The organism is Halorussus salinus (assembly GCF_004765815.2).
Taxonomy (GTDB): Archaea; Halobacteriota; Halobacteria; order Halobacteriales; family Haladaptataceae; genus Halorussus; species Halorussus salinus.
In genome coordinates this window covers 466,404-489,084 of sequence record NZ_SBIS02000007.1, presented here as the reverse complement: position 1 = coordinate 489,084, position 22,681 = coordinate 466,404, and the positions used below count along the sequence as shown (strand labels likewise).

Annotated in this window: 22 protein-coding genes and 1 pseudogene; 10 read left to right on the top strand and 13 right to left on the bottom strand. The window is 68.1% G+C overall.

Translation table 11 applies throughout. The features are described 5' to 3' along the window. Nucleotides 1-16 precede the first annotated feature (16 nt). Complete coding sequence (locus EPL00_RS16035; RefSeq protein ID WP_135853426.1) at nt 17-1,078, top strand: DHH family phosphoesterase; 1,062 nt, start codon at nt 17-19, stop codon at nt 1,076-1,078. 29 nt (nt 1,079-1,107) lie between these two features. Here EPL00_RS16035 and EPL00_RS16030 read toward each other — a convergent pair whose 3' ends face one another. From EPL00_RS16030 to EPL00_RS16010, 5 genes are all read right to left on the bottom strand, one after another. Beyond that, nucleotides 1,108-2,391, bottom strand: coding sequence for a class I adenylate-forming enzyme family protein (locus tag EPL00_RS16030; RefSeq protein WP_135853427.1), 1,284 nt, complete (start codon nt 2,389-2,391; stop codon nt 1,108-1,110). Nucleotides 2,392-2,458: 67 nt separating this feature from the next. After that, entirely contained in the window at nt 2,459-2,812 is a 354-nt protein-coding gene (locus tag EPL00_RS16025; protein ID WP_135853428.1) for a type II toxin-antitoxin system PemK/MazF family toxin, read from the bottom strand. Further along, entirely contained in the window at nt 2,812-3,045 is a 234-nt protein-coding gene (locus EPL00_RS16020; protein ID WP_135853429.1) for a hypothetical protein, read from the bottom strand. Before EPL00_RS16020 ends, EPL00_RS16025 begins: the two co-directional genes overlap by 1 nt. An 80-nt stretch (nt 3,046-3,125) precedes the next feature. After that, nucleotides 3,126-3,956, bottom strand: coding sequence for an alpha/beta fold hydrolase (locus EPL00_RS16015; RefSeq protein WP_135853430.1), 831 nt, complete (start codon nt 3,954-3,956; stop codon nt 3,126-3,128). Nucleotides 3,957-4,015: 59 nt separating this feature from the next. Continuing rightward, complete coding sequence (locus EPL00_RS16010) at nt 4,016-4,561, bottom strand: hypothetical protein (protein WP_135853431.1); 546 nt, start codon at nt 4,559-4,561, stop codon at nt 4,016-4,018. 135 nt (nt 4,562-4,696) lie between these two features. On the opposite strand from EPL00_RS16010, the gene EPL00_RS16005 reads away from it, so the two are divergent. Then, a complete protein-coding gene (locus EPL00_RS16005; protein ID WP_135853432.1) occupies nt 4,697-5,860 on the top strand; it encodes an HD domain-containing protein in 1,164 nt (387 codons plus the stop codon). A gap of 41 nt (nt 5,861-5,901) precedes the next feature. Here EPL00_RS16005 and dps read toward each other — a convergent pair whose 3' ends face one another. Next, on the bottom strand, nt 5,902-6,825 hold the full coding sequence (gene dps / locus EPL00_RS16000; RefSeq protein WP_202932666.1) for a DNA starvation/stationary phase protection protein Dps: 924 nt from the start codon (nt 6,823-6,825) through the stop codon (nt 5,902-5,904). Nucleotides 6,826-7,494: 669 nt separating this feature from the next. Between dps and EPL00_RS15995 the strand changes: the two genes are divergently transcribed. After that, nucleotides 7,495-8,697, top strand: a complete 1,203-nt coding sequence (locus EPL00_RS15995) for a YihY/virulence factor BrkB family protein (RefSeq protein ID WP_135853433.1) — start codon at nt 7,495-7,497, stop codon at nt 8,695-8,697. A gap of 77 nt (nt 8,698-8,774) precedes the next feature. On the opposite strand, the gene EPL00_RS15990 is transcribed toward EPL00_RS15995, so the two are convergent. The 6 genes from EPL00_RS15990 to EPL00_RS15965 all read right to left on the bottom strand — a co-directional run bounded on the left by EPL00_RS15990 (nt 8,775) and on the right by EPL00_RS15965 (nt 16,336). After that, nucleotides 8,775-9,068 carry a hypothetical protein gene (locus EPL00_RS15990; RefSeq protein ID WP_135853434.1) on the bottom strand — a complete coding sequence of 98 codons (294 nt, stop codon included), beginning with the start codon at nt 9,066-9,068 and terminating at the stop codon, nt 8,775-8,777. Between the two features lie 292 nt (nt 9,069-9,360). Further along, nucleotides 9,361-12,153, bottom strand: a complete 2,793-nt coding sequence (gene alaS / locus EPL00_RS15985; RefSeq protein WP_135853435.1) for an alanine--tRNA ligase — start codon at nt 12,151-12,153, stop codon at nt 9,361-9,363. Nucleotides 12,154-12,229: 76 nt separating this feature from the next. After that, nucleotides 12,230-13,945 (bottom strand): hypothetical protein, encoded by a 1,716-nt coding sequence (locus EPL00_RS15980; RefSeq protein ID WP_135853436.1) that lies wholly within the window; start codon nt 13,943-13,945, stop codon nt 12,230-12,232. Then, entirely contained in the window at nt 13,942-14,730 is a 789-nt protein-coding gene (locus tag EPL00_RS15975; RefSeq protein ID WP_135853437.1) for an ABC transporter ATP-binding protein, read from the bottom strand. Before EPL00_RS15975 ends, EPL00_RS15980 begins: the two co-directional genes overlap by 4 nt. A 164-nt stretch (nt 14,731-14,894) precedes the next feature. Then, nucleotides 14,895-15,077 (bottom strand): hypothetical protein, encoded by a 183-nt coding sequence (locus tag EPL00_RS15970; RefSeq protein ID WP_135853438.1) that lies wholly within the window; start codon nt 15,075-15,077, stop codon nt 14,895-14,897. A 191-nt stretch (nt 15,078-15,268) separates the two neighbouring features. Continuing rightward, entirely contained in the window at nt 15,269-16,336 is a 1,068-nt protein-coding gene (locus EPL00_RS15965; protein ID WP_135853439.1) for a replication factor C small subunit, read from the bottom strand. Between the two features lie 252 nt (nt 16,337-16,588). On the opposite strand from EPL00_RS15965, the gene EPL00_RS15960 reads away from it, so the two are divergent. The 7 genes and pseudogenes from EPL00_RS15960 to EPL00_RS15935 all read left to right on the top strand — a co-directional run bounded on the left by EPL00_RS15960 (nt 16,589) and on the right by EPL00_RS15935 (nt 21,152). Further along, entirely contained in the window at nt 16,589-17,641 is a 1,053-nt protein-coding gene (locus EPL00_RS15960) for a bactofilin family protein (RefSeq protein ID WP_135853440.1), read from the top strand. A 326-nt stretch (nt 17,642-17,967) separates the two neighbouring features. Continuing rightward, nucleotides 17,968-18,162, top strand: a pseudogene (samp2, locus tag EPL00_RS23850) (ubiquitin-like small modifier protein SAMP2); the annotation flags it as partial. 93 nt (nt 18,163-18,255) lie between these two features. Beyond that, nucleotides 18,256-18,792 (top strand): peroxiredoxin family protein, encoded by a 537-nt coding sequence (locus EPL00_RS15955; RefSeq protein ID WP_238398231.1) that lies wholly within the window; start codon nt 18,256-18,258, stop codon nt 18,790-18,792. Further along, nucleotides 18,789-19,358 (top strand): GNAT family N-acetyltransferase, encoded by a 570-nt coding sequence (locus EPL00_RS24100; protein ID WP_368407951.1) that lies wholly within the window; start codon nt 18,789-18,791, stop codon nt 19,356-19,358. The genes EPL00_RS15955 and EPL00_RS24100 overlap by 4 nt, the downstream gene beginning before the upstream one ends. 423 nt (nt 19,359-19,781) lie before the next feature. Further along, nucleotides 19,782-19,982: a hypothetical protein gene (locus tag EPL00_RS15945; protein WP_135853441.1), complete on the top strand. Its 201-nt coding sequence runs from the start codon at nt 19,782-19,784 to the stop codon at nt 19,980-19,982. A 78-nt stretch (nt 19,983-20,060) separates the two neighbouring features. Then, nucleotides 20,061-20,597 (top strand): DUF7342 family protein, encoded by a 537-nt coding sequence (locus EPL00_RS15940; RefSeq protein WP_135853442.1) that lies wholly within the window; start codon nt 20,061-20,063, stop codon nt 20,595-20,597. A 3-nt stretch (nt 20,598-20,600) separates the two neighbouring features. Further along, nucleotides 20,601-21,152, top strand: coding sequence for a hypothetical protein (locus EPL00_RS15935; RefSeq protein ID WP_135853443.1), 552 nt, complete (start codon nt 20,601-20,603; stop codon nt 21,150-21,152). A gap of 28 nt (nt 21,153-21,180) precedes the next feature. Here EPL00_RS15935 and EPL00_RS15930 read toward each other — a convergent pair whose 3' ends face one another. Then, the gene (locus EPL00_RS15930; RefSeq protein WP_135853444.1) at nt 21,181-22,581 is read right to left on the bottom strand and encodes a phosphoglucomutase/phosphomannomutase family protein; all 1,401 of its coding nucleotides are present in this window, start codon (nt 22,579-22,581) and stop codon (nt 21,181-21,183) included. Nucleotides 22,582-22,681: the final 100 nt, after the last annotated feature.

Sequence of the window (22,681 nt, the reverse complement as noted above, 5' to 3'; positions counted from 1 at the left end):
ACGAAGGCCGCAACCGATGAGCAAAGCCGCGGAACTCCACGACCTGTTGGCCGACAGTGAGGAGCTAACCATCGTCTGTCACAACAACCCCGACCCGGACTGTCTGGCCAGCGCGCTCGCGCTGGGGCGCATCGCGGCCGACGCCGGAATCGACGAGCGTCGCATCCTCTACAGCGGCGACATCTCCCACCAGCAGAGCCGCGCGTTCGTCAATCTGCTCGAACTCGACCTGAAGCAGTTCGACCCCGAGACGGTCCGGGAGCGCGCCGAGAATTCGCTGGTCGCGTTCGTGGACCACTCGCTCCCCGGCGTCAACAACGAGGTGCCCGAGGACGTACCGATAGATATCGTCATCGACCACCACACGGCCGAGGGAATCGAAGCCCGGTTCGTGGACCACCGCGAGGAGGTCGGCGCGACCGCGACCATCCTGACCGAGTACGTGGACGAACTCGGCGTGACCTTCGACCAGACGCTGGCGACCGGCCTCCTCTTCGCAATTCGTCGGGAGACGCTGGGCTTTCTCCGGGGCGTGACCGCCGACGAGTACCGGGCCGCGGCCGTCCTCCACGAGTTCGCCGACCCCGACATGCTCCGGCGACTCTCGACGCCCGCGGTCAGCGGCGCGACGGTGGACGCCATCGCCGACGCGGTGGACAACCGCGTGGTCCGCGGGTCGGTGCTGGTCTCGCACGTCGGTCGGACCAACGAGCGCGACGCGCTCCCGCAGGCCGCCGACTACCTCGCCACGCTGGAGGGGGTCGAGACCGCCATCGTCTTCGGCATCGTCGGCGACGAGATAGAACTCAGCGCGCGCTCGACCGACTCGCGGGTCCACGTCGGCAACGCCCTCCACGACATCTTCGCGGACGTGGGGAGCGCGGGCGGCCACCGCGAGATGGCCGGTGGCCAGATTCCGCTCGGCGTCTTCGCCGACCTGACCGCCGACGGCACCGACGCGGAACTGGTCGGTATCGTGGCGCGCGTCGTGACCAACCGCCTCGTCTCGGGACTCAACCTCGCCGACGAGTCGGTCGAATCGACCGGTTCTGGCGGGTCCGGGTCCGAGATGACCTGAGCCGACGGCCCCCGAGTCGGTACCGAGGCTCACCCGTCGTCGGAACCCCGCTCGCCGTCGGCACCGCGCTCGTCCGCCGGTCCGAGGAGGTAGCAGTCGCCGCCCTCCCGGTAGCCGAGGTCGCCGGTCGGGACCCACTCGGGGAACTCCTCGGTCGCGCCCTCGCCGTCGCGTCCCAGATACCCGCGCGGCGTCACGGCTCCGCGGAACCGGAGTTCCCCGGCCTCCCCCTCGGCGACCGGCATCCCCTCGTCGTTGGCGATTCGGACCTCGCAGTCGGGGAACGGGCGACCTACGCGGTCGGCGTCGTCCGGGCCTCCTCGTTCGCTCGCGCCGGGGCCGCCCGCCGACGCGCCGCGCTCGGGCGGCACGAGGAGGGCGTTCGGCCCGGTCTCGACGCGGCCGTAGGTCCGGACGACCGGCGCGCGCCGGGCCAACTCCTCGCGGGCGTCGGCGGGGAGGGGCGAGCGTGCGGCGACCCACTCGACGCCCGCGAAGTCGGTCGCTCCGAACGTCTCGTCGGCGACGAGTTCGCGGTACTCGGTCGCGCCAGCGAACAGCGCGGTCGCGCCCTCCTCGGCGACGGTGGCCAGCGCGTCGTCCGGACTGAACGCCCGGAGGAGCGCCACGCGCCCGCCGACGTAGAGCAGTGGCAGGACGAACCGGAGGAGACCGTCGGCATCCGAGAAGGGCAACAGGGCGGGCGCGCAGTCGTCGCGGCCCAGTCCCCACCCAGCCGCGGCGGTGACGCAGTTCCACTCGACCGCTCGCGCGGGGTAGTCCACGACTCGCACGCCGTCTTCTCGGTCGTCGCTCGGGTCGGTGTGCAGGTACAGGAGCGACTCCTCGGCGTCGCGGTCGGTGCGTCCGGAGTCCCGGTCGGAACCTTCGGAAGCCCCGTCGGCGCGCTCGTACTCCTCGCCCTCGTGGCGTCCTAACTCCTCGAAGGAGTGGGTTCGCTCGTCGGGCAACTCCCGAACGAGGTCGCGCTGGGCGGGTTCGTGGACGACGACCTCGGGGTCGATTGTCTCCAGCGGCTCCTCGACGGTCGCGGGCGTGAGCCGGTAGGAGACCGGCGCGAAAATCCCGCCGAGTCGCCGGACCGCGAACAACAGCGCCAGCGTCTCGATTCGGTTGCGCGAGACGACCGCCACCGGGTCGCCCGGCCCGACGCCGAGCGCCGAGAGCCGTCGAGCCATCGCGTCGGCCTCCGATTCGAGGTCGGCGTAGCTGACCCGCCGGTCGGCGCTCGCGTCCACCACCGCGAGTCGGTCCCCCCACAGCGCGGCCCGGCGTTCGAGCGAGAGCGTCATGTCGGGAGGTTCGGCGTCGGCGTAGGTAGGCGTTGTTGCGGTGCGGTGTTCGAGTAGCTATGACTCGTCAGTCGAGATCGAGACTTAGTTTCAGTGCCTCGTCTATCTCGCTCACGTATTGGTCGTCGAGACGACCGACGATAGAGTGAATTCGCGATTCAATGGAGACCGCCCGAATCTGATCTAGACGAACTGATGAGTCCGATTCGAACGGCGAATCGTCCGCTTCGACTAGTACCTCGAAGGGATACCCCCGGTGAGTCCTTGTTGCGGGTGCGATAATCGTGGTATTGGCGTTTCGATTGCCGACATCGTTCTGCACGACGACTCCCGGTCGCGTCTTCTTTATCTCACTTCCTTCGGCGGGGTCCAGTCGAACGACTACGACATCGCCGCGACGAACTTCGGTATCGCTGGTCATCACTCTAAATCGTCCCACGCTTCACCCGATGCGTCGTCCCACGCTTCGACCAGTGTTTCGGCGCTCTCGGACGCGTCGCGGTATGCGGCGGCCAACTCGTCTTCGTCGGGGCGATTCGACTCGACTTCGACTACGGCGACGGTTACACGCTTGTTGGCGTATTCGGTTCCGAGATAGATTCGTCCTCTATCGTCAGTCTCACTAGTCTGGAAGTCGTTGGCGTCTACTTTCATATCACGCGTATAGATGCCCCGCCGTCGAATAAATATTACCCACTATTACCCACGGCTACCGAGTGGGGTCGGTCCGTCGCTCACTCCTCGGCGCGCTCGGTCAGGAATCCGACGAGCGCGTCGTTGACCTCCCGCGAGCGTTCGACGTAGAACAGGTGTTCGCCGGGGAACTCCTCGAACTCGCCTTTCGGGAGACCGTCGGCGAGGAGTTCGCCGTCGTCGGCCGGAATCACGCGGTCGTCCGCGCCGTGACAGACCAGCGCCGGAATCGTAATCTCGTAGAGTCGGTCGCTGGCGTCGAACTCGGCCATCGCGTCGAAGTGCGCGCGCTGGACCGCGGGGTTGGCGTCCTCGTCGCGCCGCCACGCGACGATGCGCTCCACGAGGTCGTCGGTCTCCAGTAGCTCCTCGCTGGCGACCGGTTCGAGCGAGTTCCGGAGCGACGAGGAGTCGTCGGGACTCGCTTCCAATCGCTCGCGCACGCCGTCGGCGACGGGAGTCGTGCGCGGGCCGCCGGGCGACGAACCGAGGAGACTCAGCGACCGAGCGCGCGAGAAGTCGAGCGCGTACTGCAACGCGACCATCGCGCCCAGCCCCGCGCCGACGAGGTGGGCCGTGCGCGCGCCGTGGTCGGCGAGGACCGCTTCGAGGTCCGCGGCCATCTCCTCGATGCTGTACGAGTCGTGTCCGGGACGGGACTCGTCCGGGGCCGGAGCGTCGGAGTCGCCGGTCCCGCGCGTGGCGGGGACCACGACCTCGAAGGGGCCCGCGAGCGCCGAGAACTGCCAGCCCCACTGCCACGGGCCGTACCCCGCGTCGGCCAGCAAGACGACCGGTGCGTCCGGTTCGACCGCGCCGTTGCCGCCGACCGTGTAGTGGATAGAAACGCCGTCGTTGTCCGCGTAAGGCATGGCCGGAGGTTGGAAGCCGGGGCGTTTCAGTGGTTCGCTCCCGGCTCGGTGGCGTCCCGTCACTCCCGGACTCGGGGTCGTCTCGCCATCCGAACCGTCCACGCGAGACACGCGAGGCCGGTGACGGCGCTGGTCGCCGCCATGACGGTGACGCCGAAGTACGGGTAGGTCGTCCGGAGATACCATCCGAGCGCGACGAAGCCGAGACCGGCCAGCGCCACGACGAGGAGAAAGGCGGGATTCGTCAGGAGCGACCCGCGCTTGTGCGACTCGACGGCCGAGCTAACACCGAGGAGGACGCCGAGGAACGCCGCGAAGGCGGCGGTCTCCTCGGTTGCAGTCGCGTAGAGACCTCCGGCGGCCGCGAACGCGACGAGCGCGAGGAGGCTCCGGACGCGCGGGTCGAACCAGACCCGCCGGAATCGCGCCGACCCGGCCTTCAGCGTCCGGAAGAGTCCCAGCCCGGCCCACACGTAGGCGATCGTAAGCCACCACTCGGGAAGTGGATAGATATCGGTCACCGAGACGACGGCGACGACCGCGGCGGCCCCCAACAGCAGGAGACCGGCGGCGAGTTCGGACGTGGAGGAGTCGCGCGAGGACACGGAGTTGTCCGGGGTACGACCTATCAAAGCAAAAACTTCTCGGTCGGGGTTTCCCGGTCTCCCCTCGCAAACCGGGTTCCGAGGAGCGACCCGGAGACGGGCCACTTTTGCCACCGGTCTGTCAATCCCAACTCCATGAAAGCCATCAAGGACAGTGTCCACGACCACGTTCCTATCTGTGACCTCGCGGCCGACCTGCTCGACACGCCCGAACTCCAGCGGTTGCGCCACATCAAGCAACTCAGCACGGTCCGACTCGTCTACCCCTCCGCGAACCACACCCGATTCGAACATAGCCTCGGGGTCTACCACCTCGCGCGGAAGGCCTGCTCGCTCCTCGGGGTCGAGGAGGACCGGGCGCTCGCGGTCCGGGCGGCCGCCCTCCTCCACGACGTTGGTCACGGTCCCTACGGCCACCAGACCGAGGGCATCATCGAGCGCCGACTCGGGCGACACCACGACGAGGTGGCCGACCTCCTCGGGGCGGGGCGACTCGCGGCGGTGTTGGAACGCCACGGTCTCGACCCCGCCGAGGTCGCCGCGCTGGTCGAGGGCACGGGCCGACTCGGCCAACTGGTCGCCGGAGAACTCGACGTGGACCGGATGGACTACCTCGTCCGCGACGCCCACCACACCGGGGTTCCGTACGGCACCATCGACCACTCGCGGTTGCTCGCGGCGCTCCAGTTCCGCGACGACGAGTTGGTCCTCTCGGAGGGCAACGTCCAGACCGCCGAGGGGACGCTCGTCGCGCGGGCGCTGATGAACGCCACGGTCTACCGCCACCACGTCTCGCGCATCGCGGGCGCGATGCTCGAACGCGCGGGCGAGCGCCTCCTCGACTCGACCGACCTCGGCGTCGAGGAGTTCGCCCGGATGACCGACGGCCGACTCCTCGGGGCGCTGCGCGACTGCGAGGAGACCGCCGACGCCGCCCGGCGACTCGAACACCGGGACCTCTACAAGCGGGCGGTCTGGGCCAAACTCGACGCCGTGCCCCCGGAGGTCGTGACCGCCGACCGCGAGGCGGTCCGGGCGTTCGAGCGCGACATCGCGTCGGTCGCCGACGTGGCCCCCGAGGCGGTTCTCCTCGACACCCCCGGCGAACCGAGCATGCCCGAAACCTCGACGCGCGTGGTCGTGGACGGCGAGGTTCGGCGACTCGCCGACGAGTCGCCGCTGGTCGAGGGTCTACGAGCGGCGGGCCGCGCCCAGTGGCGACTCGGCGTCTACGCCCCCGAGGAGTCGCTCCCCGAGGTCGAAGCGGCGGCCGAGCGCGTGTTAGGACTGGCGACGTGAGAAAAGCGGGTAGTCGGCGCTCGCTCGGACTGTCTACGTCGCTACCGTCCGCTCCCGCCGTACCGGCGCTGGTGCGGTGGCTGACCGGCCTGCGGTTGCTGGCCGGACTGTGGTTGTTGGCCGGACTGTGGTTGTTGGCCGGACTGCGGTTGCTGGCCGGACTGCGGTTGCTGACTCGACTGCGGTTGCTGGCCGGACTGCGATTGCCCCGTGATTGGAATCCCTTGGCTCGCCTGCGTCTGTTGACCCGTCCCGGACTGCTCGCGGTACTGCGACGATTGGTCGCCCCGAACCATCCCGCCGGGACTCTCGGGAATCGCTTCGGGATTGACCGCTTGCAGGTGGGCTTCGAGGAAGTACAGTTGCTTGTCCACCTCCCGAGAGAGTTCGGTGAACATGTCGGCGGTGTCCTCGTCGTCGTGTTCGACCGCGATTTCTATCTCCCGTCGGAGGTGGTTGGCGTGGATGCCCACGCGCTCGACCAGCGCCTGCACGTACTCTGGCCCGGTCGTCGCCTCCGGCGGCATCTCGGGAATCCGGCTGTTCTGCGCCGCGATTCGGACGGTTCCGGTCGCCTCGCCGCCGAGCGCGGTCGCGCGCTCGGCGATGATGTCGGCGTGTTCCTCGAACTCCTCGGCTATCTCGTCGAACAGGAGGTGTAACTGATAGAAGTTCATCCCCTTGACGTTCCAGTGAGCGAACTTACACTGGGTCATCAGGTCGGTCGTGTCCGCGAGACTCTGGTTGAGCAACCCGACCATCGACCGTCGCGTCTCGTCGGGAAGCCCCACCGCACTCCGGTACGTCCGGGCAGGCCGCTGGCCGCTCCGAGACTGCTGGTCGCTCCGGGACTGTTGGCCGGTCTGGAACGGCTGGTCGGTCTGAGACTGCTGACCGGTCTGTGATTGCTGACTCGTCCGCCGTTCGTTCCGTCGAAACTGTCGTCGTGACTGTCGTTGTGCCATTCGCTCTCCCCCGGTAACGGGACGACGGCGGTCGGCAAGAGTATTCTGGCGTCTGTCAGCGATTCCGACAGCGGCCGAGTGCGATCGCCGGGACCGACCGCCCACCCTCCGACCGCGAGTCCGATGCCGAGGAGTCCCGACGCGAAAGCCGCGGTCTCCTCGGGCCGTGATAGCATCGCTTCGACCACCTCTCGGATATATACGGACGGTCGTTAGCTTTAATCGAGGGCGCTAAGCCCCGTTCCTCAGCGAGCAAAGCGAGCAGGGAGGGGATACAGCGCCCACATGGTTCGCATACACGTTCTCCGCCACGCTTACTACCCCTGCGGTCAAACGAGGTAGTACGATGCTCGCCACGTCTCCGACGGTGTTCAAGCGCGACAACAAGCGCGCACCGTCGATTGTGGCCGAGTGTCCATCTGGTAGGAGTGGGACACTCCAAACCGCCTGTAAAGGGAAGTCGCCTGCGGAGTCTGGAACCGCTGTGTCCACGTCGGATACAAGTGCCGACGCAGAAACAGGAAGCCCCACCCTCAACAAGCGAGGGGCGAGTAGCCCCGAGCGCGGTAGGGTGGGGTAGTTCACACAATTATAGCCATCTAAGACACGGGAATAACTACCCCCGAACGGGCAACGACGTTTTACCGACAGCACCCGTGATAGCTTTGCATGGGGGGCCGGGGAAGGGAACTCTGGCGGGCGACCGAGCGTGTCGTCCGGGCGTCGTGGCGCGAGGTACACGACCAGAATATCACGTTCATGGCCGGGAGCATCGCGTACCACGCGTTCGTCTCGATGCTCCCGCTGTTGCTGTTCGTCCTCGTCGTCCTCACGACGGTCGGCAACGAGGAGTTCACGGCGTCGGTCGCGGCGGTCACGGAACCGTTCCTGACCGCCTACGCCCGCGACCTGCTGGTCGAGTCGCTCGACGTGGCCACCGCCCGGACCGGCGTGTCGGTCGTCGGTGCGGTGACGCTCCTGTGGGGCGTCTCGAAGATATTCCGCGGTCTCGACGTGGCGTTCTCCCAAATTTACGGTACGGCCTCGAACAAGTCCGTTCGCGCTCAAATCGAGAACGCCCTCGTCGTGGTCGTCGCGCTCGGATTGGCCGTCGTCGCGTTCCTCGTCGCGGGCGCGGTGGCCGCCCGAGTCCCCGACCTACCGTATCCGGCGCTGTCCAACCCACTTCTCCTCGCTGTCGGTCTCGCGGTCGCGTTCTTCCCCATCTACTACGTCTTCCCCGATGCGGACGTGACGCCCCGCGAGGTCCTGCCCGGCGTCGTCTTCGCCGCGGTCGGGTGGACCGCGATGGAGGCGGCGTTTCAGGCCTACGTCCTCCTCGCGGGGCGCTACGAGGCGGTGTACGGCACCCTCGGGAGCGCGTTCATCCTGCTCATCTGGCTCTACTTCAGCAGTCTCGTCCTGCTGGTCGGCGCGGTCGTCAACGCGGTCCTCGCGGGTCGCATCCGCGACGAGCGCGCGCTGGCGGCGCTCGGGTCGAGCGCCGGGGACGCGACCGAGCGAGGCAGCGTCGGCGACGGTCGAACCGACCGCGGGGCGGCGCAGGTCAACGGCGGCGCGTCCGGTCGTCGCCCGCCGAGCGAGTCCGTCTCGACTGGCGACCGCACTCCGGCCCCGGAGCGCCCGTCACCCGCCGACCGCGTGCGGACGATGGAACGACCTCGCTCCGACGCCGACCGACGCCGGGCCGACGGGCGACCGGAAGCCGACGCCGACCGACTCCGCGAGGAGCTACGCCGACTCGAAGCCGACAACGCGCGACTCCGCCGGGTGAACGACGCGTTGAACCGGCGACTCGCCCGCCGCCGGTCGGTCGTCCGGCGAGCGAAGCAGTGGCTGTTCGACCGGTAGCCCGCCGAGTGTGCGACCCGAGCCGGGACGCCGCGGCTTGGCGTCGGTTCGGGTCCCGGTCGACGCGTCCGGCCCAGTCAGTCCGCGTAGAAGTCGTCCAGCGCGCGTTCGAGGTCGGCGTCCTCGGGAGAGCGCTCGTCGTCGGTCGCGTCGGGGTCGGTCGCGTCGAGGTCGGCGGCGGTCGCGTCGGCGTCGTCGGCCCTCGCCAGCAGGCCGTCGGCGTCCGACGTGAGGGAAGCGTCGTCCGCCGCGCTCGTCGCGTTCGTCGCGTTCGCCGCGTCGGAGTCGTCGCTCTGGGACGGGCGGGATTCGTCGGTGGCGTCGGCCACCGAGTCGTTAGGCTCGCGTAGCGGAGGCTCGTCGCTCGTCACTGTTTGACTCCGGTAGCGTTCTTTCGACTCGTCTCACTTCAGCGTGTCGTGGAATTAGTGACACGCCGCCGAGTAACAATCACCGACCGTTCGCGCCGACGCCACTCGCAACGACACCGCTCGGGTCAGTCGTTCACGCGGAGGGTGAACTCCCACTCGGCGACGGTCACGGTGACGGGACGAGAGGGAGGCGAGTCGGTCGCCTCTGTCGGGTCAGTCATCGTTCGGTCGAAATCGGTCGCCGCGGGAAAAGAGCTATCGGAGGTCGGTCGGCCGTTCCGACGGTCGTCGCTCAGGCGTTCTGGACCTGCTTCAGCACGTCTGGAGCCTCGTCCAGCGCGTCGTCCAACTTCTCGGCGTCGGGGCCGCCGCCCTGCGCGAAGTCCGGCGGACCGCCGCCGCCCCCGCCGACCTTCTGGGCGAGTTGCCCGACGACTTCGCCAGCGTTGACGCCGACGCCGTCGGGCACCGCGACGACGAACGTCGCGCCGTCGGCACCGCTTCCGATGACCGCGATTTTGCCCTCCTCCACGAGGGCGTTCGCGGTCGCCCGGAGTTCGTCCATGTCGGCGTCGAGGCGCTGGACGACGGCCGTGGTGTCGCCGACCTCGACCTCCTCGCCGCCGCCACCGCCCGACGCGCGGGCCTCGGCGAGCTGTTCTTTCAGGTCCTCTATCTGCTTGCCCCGGTCCTTCCACTCGTCGAAGAACCGCTGGGCGGTCTCGGGGACCTCGTCGGGAGCCACGTCCAAGATGTCGGCGGCGTCGGCGAGCGCGGTCTCGGTTCGCTGGGTCGCCTCGACGGCGGCCTCGCCCGCGGCGAAGGTGAGCCGTTCCACGCCGTCCTGCACGCGCTCGGTGTTCAGAATCTTGATGGTGCCCACGTCGCCTGTACGCCGGACGTGGGTGCCACCGCAGGCCTGCACGTCCTCGGAGACGTGGATGAGCCGGATGTTCTGTCCGGCCGGGATGCCGCCCTGATACAGGTCGAAGCCGTACTCCTCTTCGGCCTCGTGGCGGTTGGGCCACTCCTGCTGGACCGACGTGTTCTCCATCACGAGTTCGTTGGCGACCATCTCGATCTCGTCTTTGGTCTCGCGGTCGATGCGCTCGTAGTGGCGCACGTCGATGCGCGAGCTATCGGTGCCCTTCTGGGCACCGGCCTGCCGGACGTGGTCGCCCAGCACCTCGCGGGCCGCGTGGACGACGAGGTGGGTCGCGGTGTGGTGGCGCATCAGCCGACGGCGGCGGTCGCGGTCTATCTTCCCGCGCACGATGTCGCCCTTGCCGACCTCGTCGTCGGTCCGGTGGAGGATGACGCCGTCCCGGACCTGCACGTCGCCGACCCGTACGCTCGTCTCGTCGGTGGTCAGCGTCCCGTGGTCGGCGGGTTGGCCACCGCCCTCCGGGTAGAACATCGTCTGGTCCAGCACCACGTCGTAGGCGGTCTCGCCGTCCGTTCCCTCGCCCTCGCGCTCGAACACGTCGAGGACCACGGCCTCGAAGTCGGTGCCGTACTGGTCCTCGTAGAACTGCCGGTCGGTCTTCGGCAGGTCGGCCAGCCGGTCGTCTTCGTCCGCTTCCTCCTCGAAGGCCTGCCCGGAGTCGTGGCGGGAGGCGACGACGCTGTAGAAGTCGTCGGGGACCTCGACCTCGGTCCCGAAGTCCGCGGCGATTTCTTCCACCATGTCGGGCTGGATGCCGTGGGAGTCGTACAACTCGACCAGTTCGTCGGTCGGGATGGGTTGGCCCTTCTCGGCGTACTCCTTGGCGAGTCGTTCGACCCGGCGGCCGCCCTGTTCGAGCGTCTCGCGGTACTTTTCGACCTCGGTGCGCACGATGTCCCGAATCGTGTCGCGGTTCTCGTATTCGAGGCGTTCGGCCTGCATGTCCACGAGTTCGTCCAGTGGCGCGTCCACGCCTACGTTGTCACAGAGCCGTTTGGTCCGCCGCAGGACCATCCGGGTGAGATACCCCGTGCCGACGTTGCTCGGGACGATGCCGTCGCCGAGCATGTAGGCGAGCGTCCGGCAGTGGTCCGCGATGGCGTAGATGTCTTCGAGGGGTTCCAGCAGGTCTTCGAGGCGCGTCTTGGACACGTCCAACTCGCGGGCGATGTTGTCGCGGGCGGCCTCCATGTCCTCGGCCTCGTCGATGTCCATGTGCCCCGCCAGTTTCGAGGAGCGATGGACGAGTTTCTCCTCCTCGTCGGAGTGGTCGATGCCAGCGTTGTCCTTCAGGAACGAAATCATCTCGGGGTAGACCGCCTCGTAGACGGTCGGGGTGCCCTGCGAGACCCACGTCCAGCGTTCGAGGCCGTAGCCGGTGTCCACGATGTAGGTGTCCATCTTGGAGTACCGGTTGCCGTCTTTCATCTCGTAGTCGCCGTCGGGGTCCTGCTCCATCGACATGAAGACCAGCGTCGCCAGTTCCGCGCCCTTGTAGATGACTTCGATGGCTGGCCCGGCGTTGCCCCCGCCGACCCACGGGTCCTCGATGTAGGTAATCTCGTCCAAGTCGGCCCCCATCGACTCGAAGAAGCGGTCGCAGTACTCGACGGTCTCGTCCTTCCAGTAGACCTCTCCGGAGTAGGCGTACTCGTCGCCGACCTCCTTGCGGGCGTTGAACGCGTGGTGGGCCATCATCTCGAAGGCCATCGTGTGTCGCCCCGTCTTGCCCACGTTGTCGATGTCCTGCATCCGGATGCAGGGCTGGCTAATCGTGAGGGGGTTGGCTGGCGGAGGAGTCTCGCCCGAAGTGACGAGCGGCTGGAAGTCGTAGATAGACGCTTGGGTCAGCAACACGTCGTCGCGCCAGCGGTTCGCGGCCACCGGGTACGGCTCGATTCGCTCGTGGTCGTTCTCCTCGAAGAACGAGAGGAACGCCTCCCGCATCTCTTCGAGCGTGTGGGCCTCCGGGAATCCGGGGTCGTCGATGAACTGGTAGTTCTCGCACGGCGGTTCGCCGCAGGTCTCTCGGTCGGGGTCGCGGGTCCAGAAGAAGTCACCGCAGTCGGTACACTCCTTCCTGACGAAGCCCTCTTCCTCGAAATAATCGAGGCGGTACTCCTCTTCGAGTTCGCTCATATTATCCGTATTTCGCCAACGAGCGCGTAAAACAGTTCCGCAACGTGTGCAACTGGTCCCACACTGACCGCCGACCTCAGTCCACGACGAACTCCTCGAACGTTCGGGCGGCCCACCGGAACCCCGCGACCGGACCGACGACGGCGACCAGCACTGCCACCAGTCCGCCGACGACGCGAACCCCGACGCCCGGCACGCCGACCACCCCGCCGACGAACCCCGCGAGCGCCGGGAGGAGCGCGACGACGGCCCCGACAGCACCACCGAGGAGTGCCAGCGAGTAGGCTGCGAACGCGCCCTTGCTCGGCATCGTGACCTCGCGGCTCCGGAACACCTCGACCGTGCCGAACCGCGGGAGGAGCGTCCCGGTAGCGACGGCCAGCACCGTCCCGGCGACGACGAGGAGGGCGCTCGCGGCGGTCAGCGCCACCCACTGCGCGGGAGCGAGCGGACTCAGCGCGCCAGTCACCGCGGTCGCCAGCGCCACGACCGGCACCCCGACGAGCGCCGCCGAGAGGACGTGGGCGACGACGAACTGGCGGCCGCCGATGCCCGACAGGAGGGTCGCGGGCAGGACCGATCCCTCGTCGCCGAGCGGGTTCAACACCAGCGCGCCCGTCGCCCACGTCCCGTAGAGCGCGACCATCACCGGCAGGAGCGTCGAGACGCCACTTTCGACGGCTGTCCGGAGCGGCGCGTAGAGGAAAAAGAGGGGGTAGGCGACGTAGAGGACGCGAATCGGCGCGCGCTTGGTCCGCCGCCAGACCGCAAGCGTCAGGGTCCGCGTCGGTCGGGCGAGGAGTCCCGAGAGGGGCGCGAGCGCGCGCTCGCCGAGGCTCGTCGCTCCTGCGCCCTCGCTCGCGGGTCCGCTCTCGCGTGCGGTTCCGCCCGCGGGCGTGCCGTCCCGGCCGCGAACGCCCGCGTCGGCTCGCGTTTCGTCGGTCTCCTCGGTCGTCTGCGCTCGGTCGGTGTACCAGACCGTCGTGGCGGCGCGAATCCCGACGCCCGCGAGCGTCGGGAGGAGGACCGCCGCGACCGCCGCCGCGCCGAGCGCGTGGACCGCCACGGCGTCGATGCCCGGCAGGCCAAGCAGGGCGGCGTCGCCGAACCACGCCAGCGGCGTGTCCCGGAGCGCGCGCTGGAGGAACGTGACTACCTCGTTGAACGTGTCCGAGACGAACGCGAAGAAGTAGAGGCCGCCCGCGACGACGAGGAGCGCCGTCTTGTGGCGGGCGACCCACGGCACTCGCATCGTGAGCCAGTTGACGGCGATACCGACCGGGAAGCCGACCGTCAGTCCGACGGCGAGGACGAGGGCGGCGGTCGCTGGCACCGCGAGTAGCGGGACGCCGACGCCCGCGCCGACCGCGAGCGCCCCGGCGATGGTGAGGACCGGAATCGCCGCGACCAGCGCCATCCGGACGTACTCGGCGAGCAGGAGGCCGAGCGCGGCGTCCCGCGCTGGCACGGTCGTCAGGATTCCCTCCGGCGAATCGACCTCGCTCTTGCCGCCCGCCGACCGGGCCGCCGCGAGCGCCGCGAGACCGACCCACCCGACCGCGGTCCCGCCGCGAGCGAGGTCCAGCACCGGGAACTCGAAGGGGACGGTCGGGAGCGCCTGCCCGAGTCGGTAGGCCAGAAACCCGCCGACCAGCGTCGGCGCGGCGACCCAGAACAGGAGCGCGAAGCCGAACGCGATGGTCCGGGTGCCGCTCGACCGCATCGCCCGGACGCTCCGCCGGACTTCCACGCGGGCGATGCGAGTCGCGTGCGAGAGGTCGGGCACCTTCATCGCGCGAACTCCGACTGCTCGGCGTCCCGGCCGACCTCGCCCTCGGGGTGTTCGCTCGTCACTTCGAGGAACACCTCTTCGAGCGTGGACTCCTCGCCCGACTCGGCCCGGTGAGTCAGCGACTCCGGCGACCCCTCGGCGACGAGGCGACCGTCGTGGAGGACGCCCACCCGGTCGGCCAACTCCTCGACGACCGGGAGGATGTGCGTCGAGAGGAAGACGGTCATCCCCTCGTCGCGGAGTTCCGAGACCAGATTCCTGACGGTTCGCGCCGCCCGCGGGTCCAGCCCCGAGGTCGGTTCGTCCAGAAACACGACTTGCGGGTCGTGGACGAGCGCCTGAATCAGCGCGGTCTTCTGTTTCATCCCCTTCGAGTACGTCGAGATACGGTCGTCGGCGTCCCCCGCGAGGTCGAACCGCTCGAGGAGGTCGCCGATTTTGCGGTCGGCCTCGCTCTCGGGCAGGTCCCGGAGGCCCGCGACGTACCCCAACTGTTCGCGCCCGGTGAGTTCGTCGTAGATGGGTGGCTCCTCGGGCATGTAGCCCAGTTCTTCGACCACCGCGTCGCGGTCGGTGACGGGCGCTCCGGCGACCCACGCCTCGCCGGAACTGGGCCGGGTCAGCGTCGTCAGCATCTGCATCGTCGTGGTCTTGCCCGCGCCGTTGGGACCGAGGAAGCCGAACACCTCGCCGCGCTCGACCTCGAAGGTGAGGTCCCGGACCGCGGTCGCGTCGCCGTACCGCTTGGTCAGCGACTCGGTGCGGATGGGAGCGTTCGCGGTCATGCGCGGGACCGTCGGACGGTTCGGTGGGCGTCCGCGGTTCGGTGGGCGTTCGCGGTTCGGACGGTGCGGAGGGCGTCCGTCGGTTCGAGACGTGCGTGGCTCATGGTCTCGTCTTCGCCGACCAGTGACAAAAGTGTGGTTCGTGTCGTCGCCCCCGAACGGCGTCAGTCGTCCGCCGGGGACCGCGCGTCGTCGGCGGTGGACGCCGTCGCGTCCGACCGAGTGGCAATCGGCGCGGTGCCGCAGTCCACGCAGGCGTAGTTTCCTTCGACCGTCTCGACGACGGGTGCGTTGCACTCGATGCACTTCAAGCGCGCGTCCCGTGCTGTTCTCGGATAGCGTCCCATGTGTACTCCCACATCGGTACGGCGGTCCGATGCATAAGAGGGGTGGCCGTTTCGGACCGTTTTCCGACGCAACGCGGGCTTTCTCGCGGCGAGCGAGCGCGCCGACGGCGGCGAGCGTCGAAACGGCCGATTGCGTCGCGGTCAGCCTCGCGCTAACGCTCCTCCGACGCCGCGTCGAGGCTACGCCGACGCTACTGGTCTTCGAGCGACAGCGACGCCAGTAGTGCCTCTAGCTGGACGCGCTCGTTCGCGCCCTCGGTGATGCGGTAATCGACCTCGCCCACGCGGTCCATCAGCCGCACGGTGGCCTCGTCGCTCAACTCGAACTCCCAGACCGACCGGTGGAGTTGGTCGATGATGTCGCCCCCCGCCATCCCCTTGTTCGTCAGCAGGTCGTCCAGAATCGAGCGCGCCTTGCTGAAATCGCCCTCGATGGCGTAGGTGACCATCTCCTCGATTTCCTCCGGGCGGGCCGTGCTGGTGATGGTGAACACGGCCTCCTCGTCCACGACCTCGCCCATCACGGCCGCGGCTTGGAGCGCGTTGATGGCCTTGCGCATGTCGCCGTCGGCGGCGTAGACCAGCGCCTCGATGCCGTCTTCGGTCGTCTCGATACCCTCCTGCTCGGCGACTTTCAGAATCTGCTCGGTGACGCCCTCCTCGGAGATGGGACCGAACCGGAACGTCGCGCACCGCGACTGGATGGGGTCGATAATCTTGCTGGAGTAGTTACACGAGAGGATGAACCGCGTGTTGTTCGAGAACTGCTCCATCGTCCGGCGCAGGGCTGACTGGGCGTCGGACGTGAGACTGTCGGCCTCGTCCAAGAAGATGATGCGGTAGTTGGCCCCGCCGAACGACGACCGGGCGAAGTTCTTGATGCGGTCCCGGACCACGTCGATGCCGCGCTGGTCGGAGGCGTTGAGTTCGAGGAAGTTGCTCTCCCAGTCGTCGCCGTAGAGTTCCTTGGCGATGGCGACCGCAGAAGTGGTTTTGCCCACGCCTGCAGGGCCTGAAAATAGAAGGTTCGGCAGGTCGTCGCGCTCGACGTAGCGACTCAGGCGCTCGGTGATGTCCTCGTGGCCCGCCACCTCGTCCAACCGCTGAGGGCGGTACTTCTCTATCCAAATCTCCCCGCGGGCCGCCTCGGAGGAGTCGGCGGTCGTCTCGGGCGCGGCCTCGTCGTCCGGCGCGACTCCCTCGTCCGATTCGGCCGCCTCGTCGGCCTCGCTGTCGGCCTCGCTCTCGACCTCGGTCATGAGGGACACGAGGGGCTTCCCGGTCTTAAACTCCCCGAGGTAGGTCACACGGCCGAGAGTCCGGTCGCCGACTCGGCCTTCGCTCGCCCGCGACCCGGTCCACGCCTACCCGCGACCCGGTCTACGCCTGCCAGTGACTCGGCGACTCCGGGGGACGCTCCGATTCACTCGTCCGGTCGTAAGACGTGCTTAACCTCTGGTTTTGACGATAACCGGGAAACTACTAATTCGGAGGCTATCGACGGGTTCGCTATGAAGAAGCGATTCGCGGTCCTGCTCGCGGCGCTGGTCCTCCTCGCCGCGGTGCCCGCGCCGGTCGCGGCCGACGAGACCCGGAGCGGCGGGACCGTCGTGGTCGAGGAGGGCGAGACGATAACCGACGACCTGACCGCGTTCGGGGGGACGGTCATCGTCCGCGGGACCGTCGAGGGCGACCTGACCGCGTTCGCGGGCAACGTGTTCGTGGACGGGCGAGTGAACGGCGACCTCGAAGCGTTCGCGGGCAACGTCCGGGTCAACGGCACCGTGACCGGCGACGCCAGCGCCGCGGGCGGGAACTTCCTCCTCGCCGACGGCGGTCGAATCGGCGGGGAGTTGGAGGCCGCGGCGGGCAACGTCGTGGTCGAGGGCGAGGTCGGGCGGGACGCGCGAGTTGGCGCGGGCACCATCACGCTCGGACCGAGTGCGGTCGTCGGCGGCGACTTCGTGTACGACGGCGACCTCGACAGGGCGCAGGGTGCCCGAATCGACGGCGAGGTCCGCGAGGAGCCGAACGTGGACCTCGGCGTGGGCGTCGGCGGTCCCCTGTTCCCGAGTTGGGTCGGCGCGGTGTACGGCTTCGTCGTGAACTTCCTGCTCGGAGCGGTCGTCCTGCTGGTCTTCTCGCGGTTCTCCGGCGGCGTCGCCGACAGGGCTATCGCCGACCCGCTCCGGTCGGCCGGGGTCGGTCTCCTGTTGTTCGTCGGGATTCCGATACTGCTCGTCTTACTCTTCGTCTCGCTCGTCGGGATTCCGCTCGGCATCCTCGGGTCGATTCTCTACGCCTTCGTGTTGTGGCTCGGGTACGTCTACGGCGCGTTCGCGCTCGGCGCGTGGCTGGCCGGATTCGCCGACAGCGACAGCAAGTGGGTCGCGCTCGCGGTCGGCCTCGTACTGGTCTCGCTGGTCGGCTTCGTCCCGATTCTCGGGGGCTTGATTCAGTTCGTCGTGTTGCTCCTCGGTCTCGGCGCGCTCGCGCTCGGCGGCCGAGCGCGATACGGCGGCCGCGGCGACGAGACGGCGACGACGACCGACTCGACGCTGTAGACGGAGAGGGCGACGATTTCGGATTCTCCTCGCCGACGAGTTTCACGTCAGACCACCGGCGCGTGCGGGCGCGGCCTCTCGTGGCCGCGCCCGTTCGCGCGAGGGCTGAGTAGCGCAGGTCGGAGACCGAGCAACGCAAGCGGTTGGGGAGGACGTGGCCGTCGCGGTGCTGTGCGGAGCGGTAACTCCTCGTTGTCGGCAGTAGCTAGCTTCTCTTCGCGTTCGACTGGCGTTTCTCGGTCCGAGAGACCTCCGAACCCCTCCCGAAACTCGACGCACTCTCGTAGCCCGACACGCTTACCACGCGCGCCGCGAAATCCAACGCTATGAACGTGACCGTCGAAGTCGTCGGCGAGGAGACCCGCGACTTCGAAATCGAGGACGCGACCTACGCCGACCTGCTGGCGAAGGTGGATTTGAGTCCACACGAGGTCTCGGTGATGGTGGACGGTCGCCCGGTCCCCGAGGACCAACCCGTCGAGACCGACCACGTGAAGGTACTGCGGCTCATCAAGGGCGGGAGCGGCGGTTCGGCGACGGCCGACTCCCCGGTCCCGACCGCCGTCGCTGGCCCCCGAACCGACGCCCTCGGCGTCTCGGAACTCGACTTCGAGTTGCCCAACGCGGGCGCGGGACCCGACCCGGTACTCCTCTCGGCCCTCGCGGCCGACCCCGACCTCGCGGCGCGGCGACCGAACCGCACGCGGACGCCGCCCGAGGACAACGACGCGCTCGTCCTCCTCTTTCTGCGCGACTACTACAGTCGGTCGTGCCGCGAGCAGGTCCGGGCGGTGGCCGACCGCTACGGCGAGTTCCGCGACCGCGACGCGGCGGTCGTCGCGGTCCTGCCCGAATCGAAGGCGAAGGCCACGAAGTGGCAGCAGAAGACTCATCTGCCGTTCCCGGTCGTCGCCGACGCCGAGACGACCGTCGCCGAGCAGTACGGTCAGCCGACGCGACTGGGGAAGTTGGGCGGGCTTCACGACCTCCTCGGGCGACTGCCTCAGACCGCGATTCTGGACGGCCGCGGCGGGGACGTGGAACTGTTCGCGGTCCACCGCGGCGAGGGCACCGACGACCGGCCGCCGGTGGACGACGTGCTGGCGATGGTCGAGAGGCTCCTCGGCGACGACCGGGAGCGAGACCGGTGAGTAACGACGCTACGAGTCCCGACGCTCTGAACCACGGGGCGGGCGTCGTGGTTCGCGAGGCCACCGACGACGACCGGATGGGGGTCCGGCGCGTCCTCGACGCCGCGATGCTCGACGTGCGCGCGGACCTCCGCGAGCGCATCGCGGTCGGGGACGTGTTGGTGGCTCGCGAACCGACCCGCGAGGAGACCGCCGACTGCGTGGAGACCGCCGACCGGGAGACGCCGATTCTCGGCGCGCTGGTACTCGTCCGGCGGAACGACGCCGAGGAGGACGCCGCCGGTGACGACGCCACACACGGCGACGACGCCATACACGCCGACGCCACGCACGACGACACCGCGCACGTCCACGACGCGCACATCGACGCCGTGGCGGTTCGACGCGCGCGCCGCGGGCAGGGCATCGGGTCCGCGCTGGTCCGCGCCGCGGCCGAGCGCCACGCCCGCCTGACCGCGGAGTTCGACCCCGGCGTCCGGCCGTTCTACGACGCCCTCGACTTTTCGATTGCGCCGGTCGAGGGCGATTCGGACCGGCTTCGCGGGCGCTACGGCGGCGAGGGGTGACACGACGGTTCGAATGGACCTCCTCGGCGCGTGCGGGTGCGTCGCCGTGGGCGACGCCCCATCCGCGCGAGGGGCGAGTAGTCTGCGAACGCGGTTCGCAGACAACGCAAGCGGTTGGGGAGGCGCGGGGCGGTTGCGGTGCCGTGCGGTGACTCCTCGTTGTCGGCGAAAGTCCGCCGTACGGTGGCAGTCGCGGTCTGCCGTGCGGTGGCGGCCCGCCATCCGGATACGGCGCTGTGCAGTGACGCTATAGCGTCGCCAGCAACACGTCCTACGCCGCTGTCCGCTCACGGGACGGGAACAACCTCTACCATTACAAGACAACGAAAGAGATTGCTAAAGAGAATCGAAAACGATTCGAGAGACGCGAATCCCGCCGGACGAACTCCAAAGACCCAACTTCCCCGACGCCCCTGACCCGGTATGGACGAGCAACGACGCCGACGAGTCTCCGTCATCTGGACCGTCTTCGCGTTCGTGATGGCCTACGTCACGTTCGCCGACGGGTTCACGACCGACGCGGGCGACCTCCTCGGACTGGTCGCGGTGCTGATGGGTCTCGGACTGGCCTACGTCTACTACGTGAATCCGAACGGAATGCTGGACTTCGGTGAAGGCGAGTAGCTCCTTTCTCTCAATAAATCCAGAACGGCCTAACTTATTTGAGAACCACGGACGTATCTTCGTCCGGAGAGATTCACAGTGAATTCGTGGAAAGACGAACTCAGCGCTCGTGAGCGGGTTCGAGAGGTCGCAACTACTCTCTCACGTCCGCGGTCAGTGAACTGGATTCGAGACGAGGCCGACGTGTCGTGGCAGACGGCGAAAGACGAACTCGACCGACTCGTCGCTCACAATCAACTCAAGCGCGTCTTCGCCGACGACAGTCGGGAGAACGGTGAGAACCCACGCTACCGCCCCGACTACAAAACGCAGTATCTCTCCCACATCCGGGACCTGACCGACGAACACACCCGCGAGGAGTTACGCGAGGAGGTCGCCGCGATTCAGGACGAGATTCACGGCTGGCGAGACGAGTTCGGCGTCGAGAGCCGTGCCGAACTCGAAGCCTCGCTGACCGAGCAGGACCTCTCGGGCGACGAGGTTCGCCGCCGAAATCGCGTTCTTCGGCGGTGGAAGCGCAACGAGGAGACCAAGACGATACTCCGCCACGGTCTCGAACTGTACGACGACCTCGCCGACCTCGAAAATAGTTCCCGGACGACTTCGCCCGCCTGAGCCATGTCGCCGTTTCCGCTCTTGCTCGCTAATCGAGCGCGACTCACTCAGACCACCGTCCACGAAGCGGTTCACGACTGGCTCTCGGGACACGCCGGATTCGAAACTGTCCGCTACGAACCGTCTAGTATTCGCCGAGAGGCGGTTCACGCCGACGTAGACCCCGGCGTAATGCTGCAAACCGACTACGACGCTTCGACCGTGCGGCTCGAAGTGCAGTTCGAGTTTCCACAGAACGAGTCCCACGAGTACTATCGGATTCAGTGGGTCGAACCCGACCGTGACGCCTCCGTCGGCTGGCATCGCGACGACCATCGAAACCAACTCGGTGAGTGTCACCTCCAACTCGACTCCGGTGGTGACGTGGCCGACGTACAGGCCGCCGGATTCGTGGACTCGCATCCGCTCAACGTCCTCGAAACGCGATTGAATCACTTGCCGGTCGTGTTGAACTGTATCGACTGGACCGGCGACGTGCCGGAGTTCGACGGCGACATTTACGGCGAAGAAATCGAGTGCGGCGATTCGCTCACGCTCGAACGACCGTCGCGGTAGGTGACGACGAGTAACCGTTGCCGAGGTGCTATACCAGCGGCTCGACCAGTTCACGCCCCGCGTCCAGTAGCGCCTCCACGCGCTCCTCGCTCGCGGCCTCGGCGTAGACGCGCATCTTCGGTTCGGTCCCGCTCGGACGGACCAGCAACCACGACCCGTCCTCCAACAGAATCTTGAACCCGTCGGTGTCGTTGACCTCCTCGACGCGCTCGCCCGCCACCTCGTCGGGCAGTTCGGATTCCAGCGCCGACAGCACGTCCTGCTTGCGGTCGTCCGGGCAGTCCACGCTGACCTTCGATTGGTGAATCTTGCCGAACTCCGAGAGGAGTTCGTCCACCCGGTCGTCGTAGGAGCGTTCGCTCTCGACCGCTCCGGCTAGCAGCGCCATCAGCACGCCGTCCTTCTCGCGGACGTGGCCCCGAATCGAGAAGCCGCCGGACTCCTCGCCCCCGATGAGCGCGTCGTGTTCGCCCATCGCTTCGGCGACCCACTTGTAGCCGACCGCGGTCTCGACTATCTCCTCGCCGTGGGCTTCGGCCACGCGGTCCACGAGGAAGGTGGTCGAGACGGTCCGGACCGCGGGGCCGGAGTCGTCTTCGAGGAGGTAGTCGTACGTCGCGGCGAAAAAGAGGTTCTCGTCCAAGAAGCCGCGGTCGGGCGTCACGACAGCGATGCGGTCGGAGTCGCCGTCGTTGGCGATGCCGAGGTCCGCGTCCTTCTCGCGAACCGCCTCCACGAGGCCCTGTAGGTTCTCGGCGCTCGGTTCGGGGTTCGTGCCGCCGAACTCGGCGTCCTGCTCGCATCGCCGCCGGTGGACGGTCGCCCCGGCACGTTCGAGCAGTTCGTCGGTGAACCCGCGGCCCGACCCGTGCATCGCGTCGTAGACCACGGTCAGGCCGTCGAGGTCCGACTCCTCGTCGGGACCGACGCCCACCACGTCGAAGGCGTGGTCCGCGTAGGGTTCCAGCAGGTCCTCCTCGCGGACGCTTCCCTGTTCCTCCTCGGGGAGCGCGCGCGGTTCGGCGATACGGGCCATGATTTCGTCGGTCACCTCGGGCAGGGCGGGCGCGGCGTCGTGGGGGAAGAACTTCACACCGTTGTAGTTCGGCGGGTTGTGACTCGCCGAGACGACCAGCGCGCCAGCCAACTCGCGGTCGGCGATGGTCCACACCGCCAGCGGCGTCGGGCAGTCCCGCGGTGGAATCAGCGCGTCGAACCCGTTGGCCGCCAGCACGCGGCATAGCTCCTCGGCGAACCCGCGCGAGGTCTCGCGGGCGTCGTAGCCGACCGCGACCGTGCCGCCGTCGCGCTCCTCGACCTCCCGCAGGTAGTCGGCGACCGCCTGCCCGACCATCCGGACGCGCGGTGCGGTGAACTCGTCGAGCGTCGCTCGCCAGCCGTCGGTTCCGAACGAAATCGGCGTCTCCATACTCCAAGGGTCGCTACGCCCGCCGAAAAAACCACCGCGTGGTGCCCTCTCACGAAATAGTAGATTTTTCTACAAAAACGAGCTTCCGCTGACAGTTTTG

Coding starts and splice junctions, on each gene's coding strand:
- EPL00_RS15980 (WP_135853436.1), bottom strand. CDS start 13,945: ATGAAGGTGCCCGACCTCTCGCACGCGACTCGCATCGCCCGCGTGGAA.
- EPL00_RS15935 (WP_135853443.1), top strand. CDS start 20,601: ATGTCGCCGTTTCCGCTCTTGCTCGCTAATCGAGCGCGACTCACTCAG.
- EPL00_RS16020 (WP_135853429.1), bottom strand. CDS start 3,045: ATGAAAGTAGACGCCAACGACTTCCAGACTAGTGAGACTGACGATAGA.
- EPL00_RS16035 (WP_135853426.1), top strand. CDS start 17: ATGAGCAAAGCCGCGGAACTCCACGACCTGTTGGCCGACAGTGAGGAG.
- EPL00_RS15945 (WP_135853441.1), top strand. CDS start 19,782: ATGGACGAGCAACGACGCCGACGAGTCTCCGTCATCTGGACCGTCTTC.
- EPL00_RS16030 (WP_135853427.1), bottom strand. CDS start 2,391: ATGACGCTCTCGCTCGAACGCCGGGCCGCGCTGTGGGGGGACCGACTC.
- EPL00_RS15930 (WP_135853444.1), bottom strand. CDS start 22,581: ATGGAGACGCCGATTTCGTTCGGAACCGACGGCTGGCGAGCGACGCTC.
- EPL00_RS16025 (WP_135853428.1), bottom strand. CDS start 2,812: ATGACCAGCGATACCGAAGTTCGTCGCGGCGATGTCGTAGTCGTTCGA.
- EPL00_RS15975 (WP_135853437.1), bottom strand. CDS start 14,730: ATGACCGCGAACGCTCCCATCCGCACCGAGTCGCTGACCAAGCGGTAC.
- EPL00_RS15960 (WP_135853440.1), top strand. CDS start 16,589: ATGAAGAAGCGATTCGCGGTCCTGCTCGCGGCGCTGGTCCTCCTCGCC.
- EPL00_RS16015 (WP_135853430.1), bottom strand. CDS start 3,956: ATGCCTTACGCGGACAACGACGGCGTTTCTATCCACTACACGGTCGGC.
- EPL00_RS16005 (WP_135853432.1), top strand. CDS start 4,697: ATGAAAGCCATCAAGGACAGTGTCCACGACCACGTTCCTATCTGTGAC.
- EPL00_RS15970 (WP_135853438.1), bottom strand. CDS start 15,077: ATGGGACGCTATCCGAGAACAGCACGGGACGCGCGCTTGAAGTGCATC.
- dps (WP_202932666.1), bottom strand. CDS start 6,825: ATGGCACAACGACAGTCACGACGACAGTTTCGACGGAACGAACGGCGG.
- alaS (WP_135853435.1), bottom strand. CDS start 12,153: ATGAGCGAACTCGAAGAGGAGTACCGCCTCGATTATTTCGAGGAAGAG.
- EPL00_RS15965 (WP_135853439.1), bottom strand. CDS start 16,336: ATGACCGAGGTCGAGAGCGAGGCCGACAGCGAGGCCGACGAGGCGGCC.
- EPL00_RS15995 (WP_135853433.1), top strand. CDS start 7,495: ATGGGGGGCCGGGGAAGGGAACTCTGGCGGGCGACCGAGCGTGTCGTC.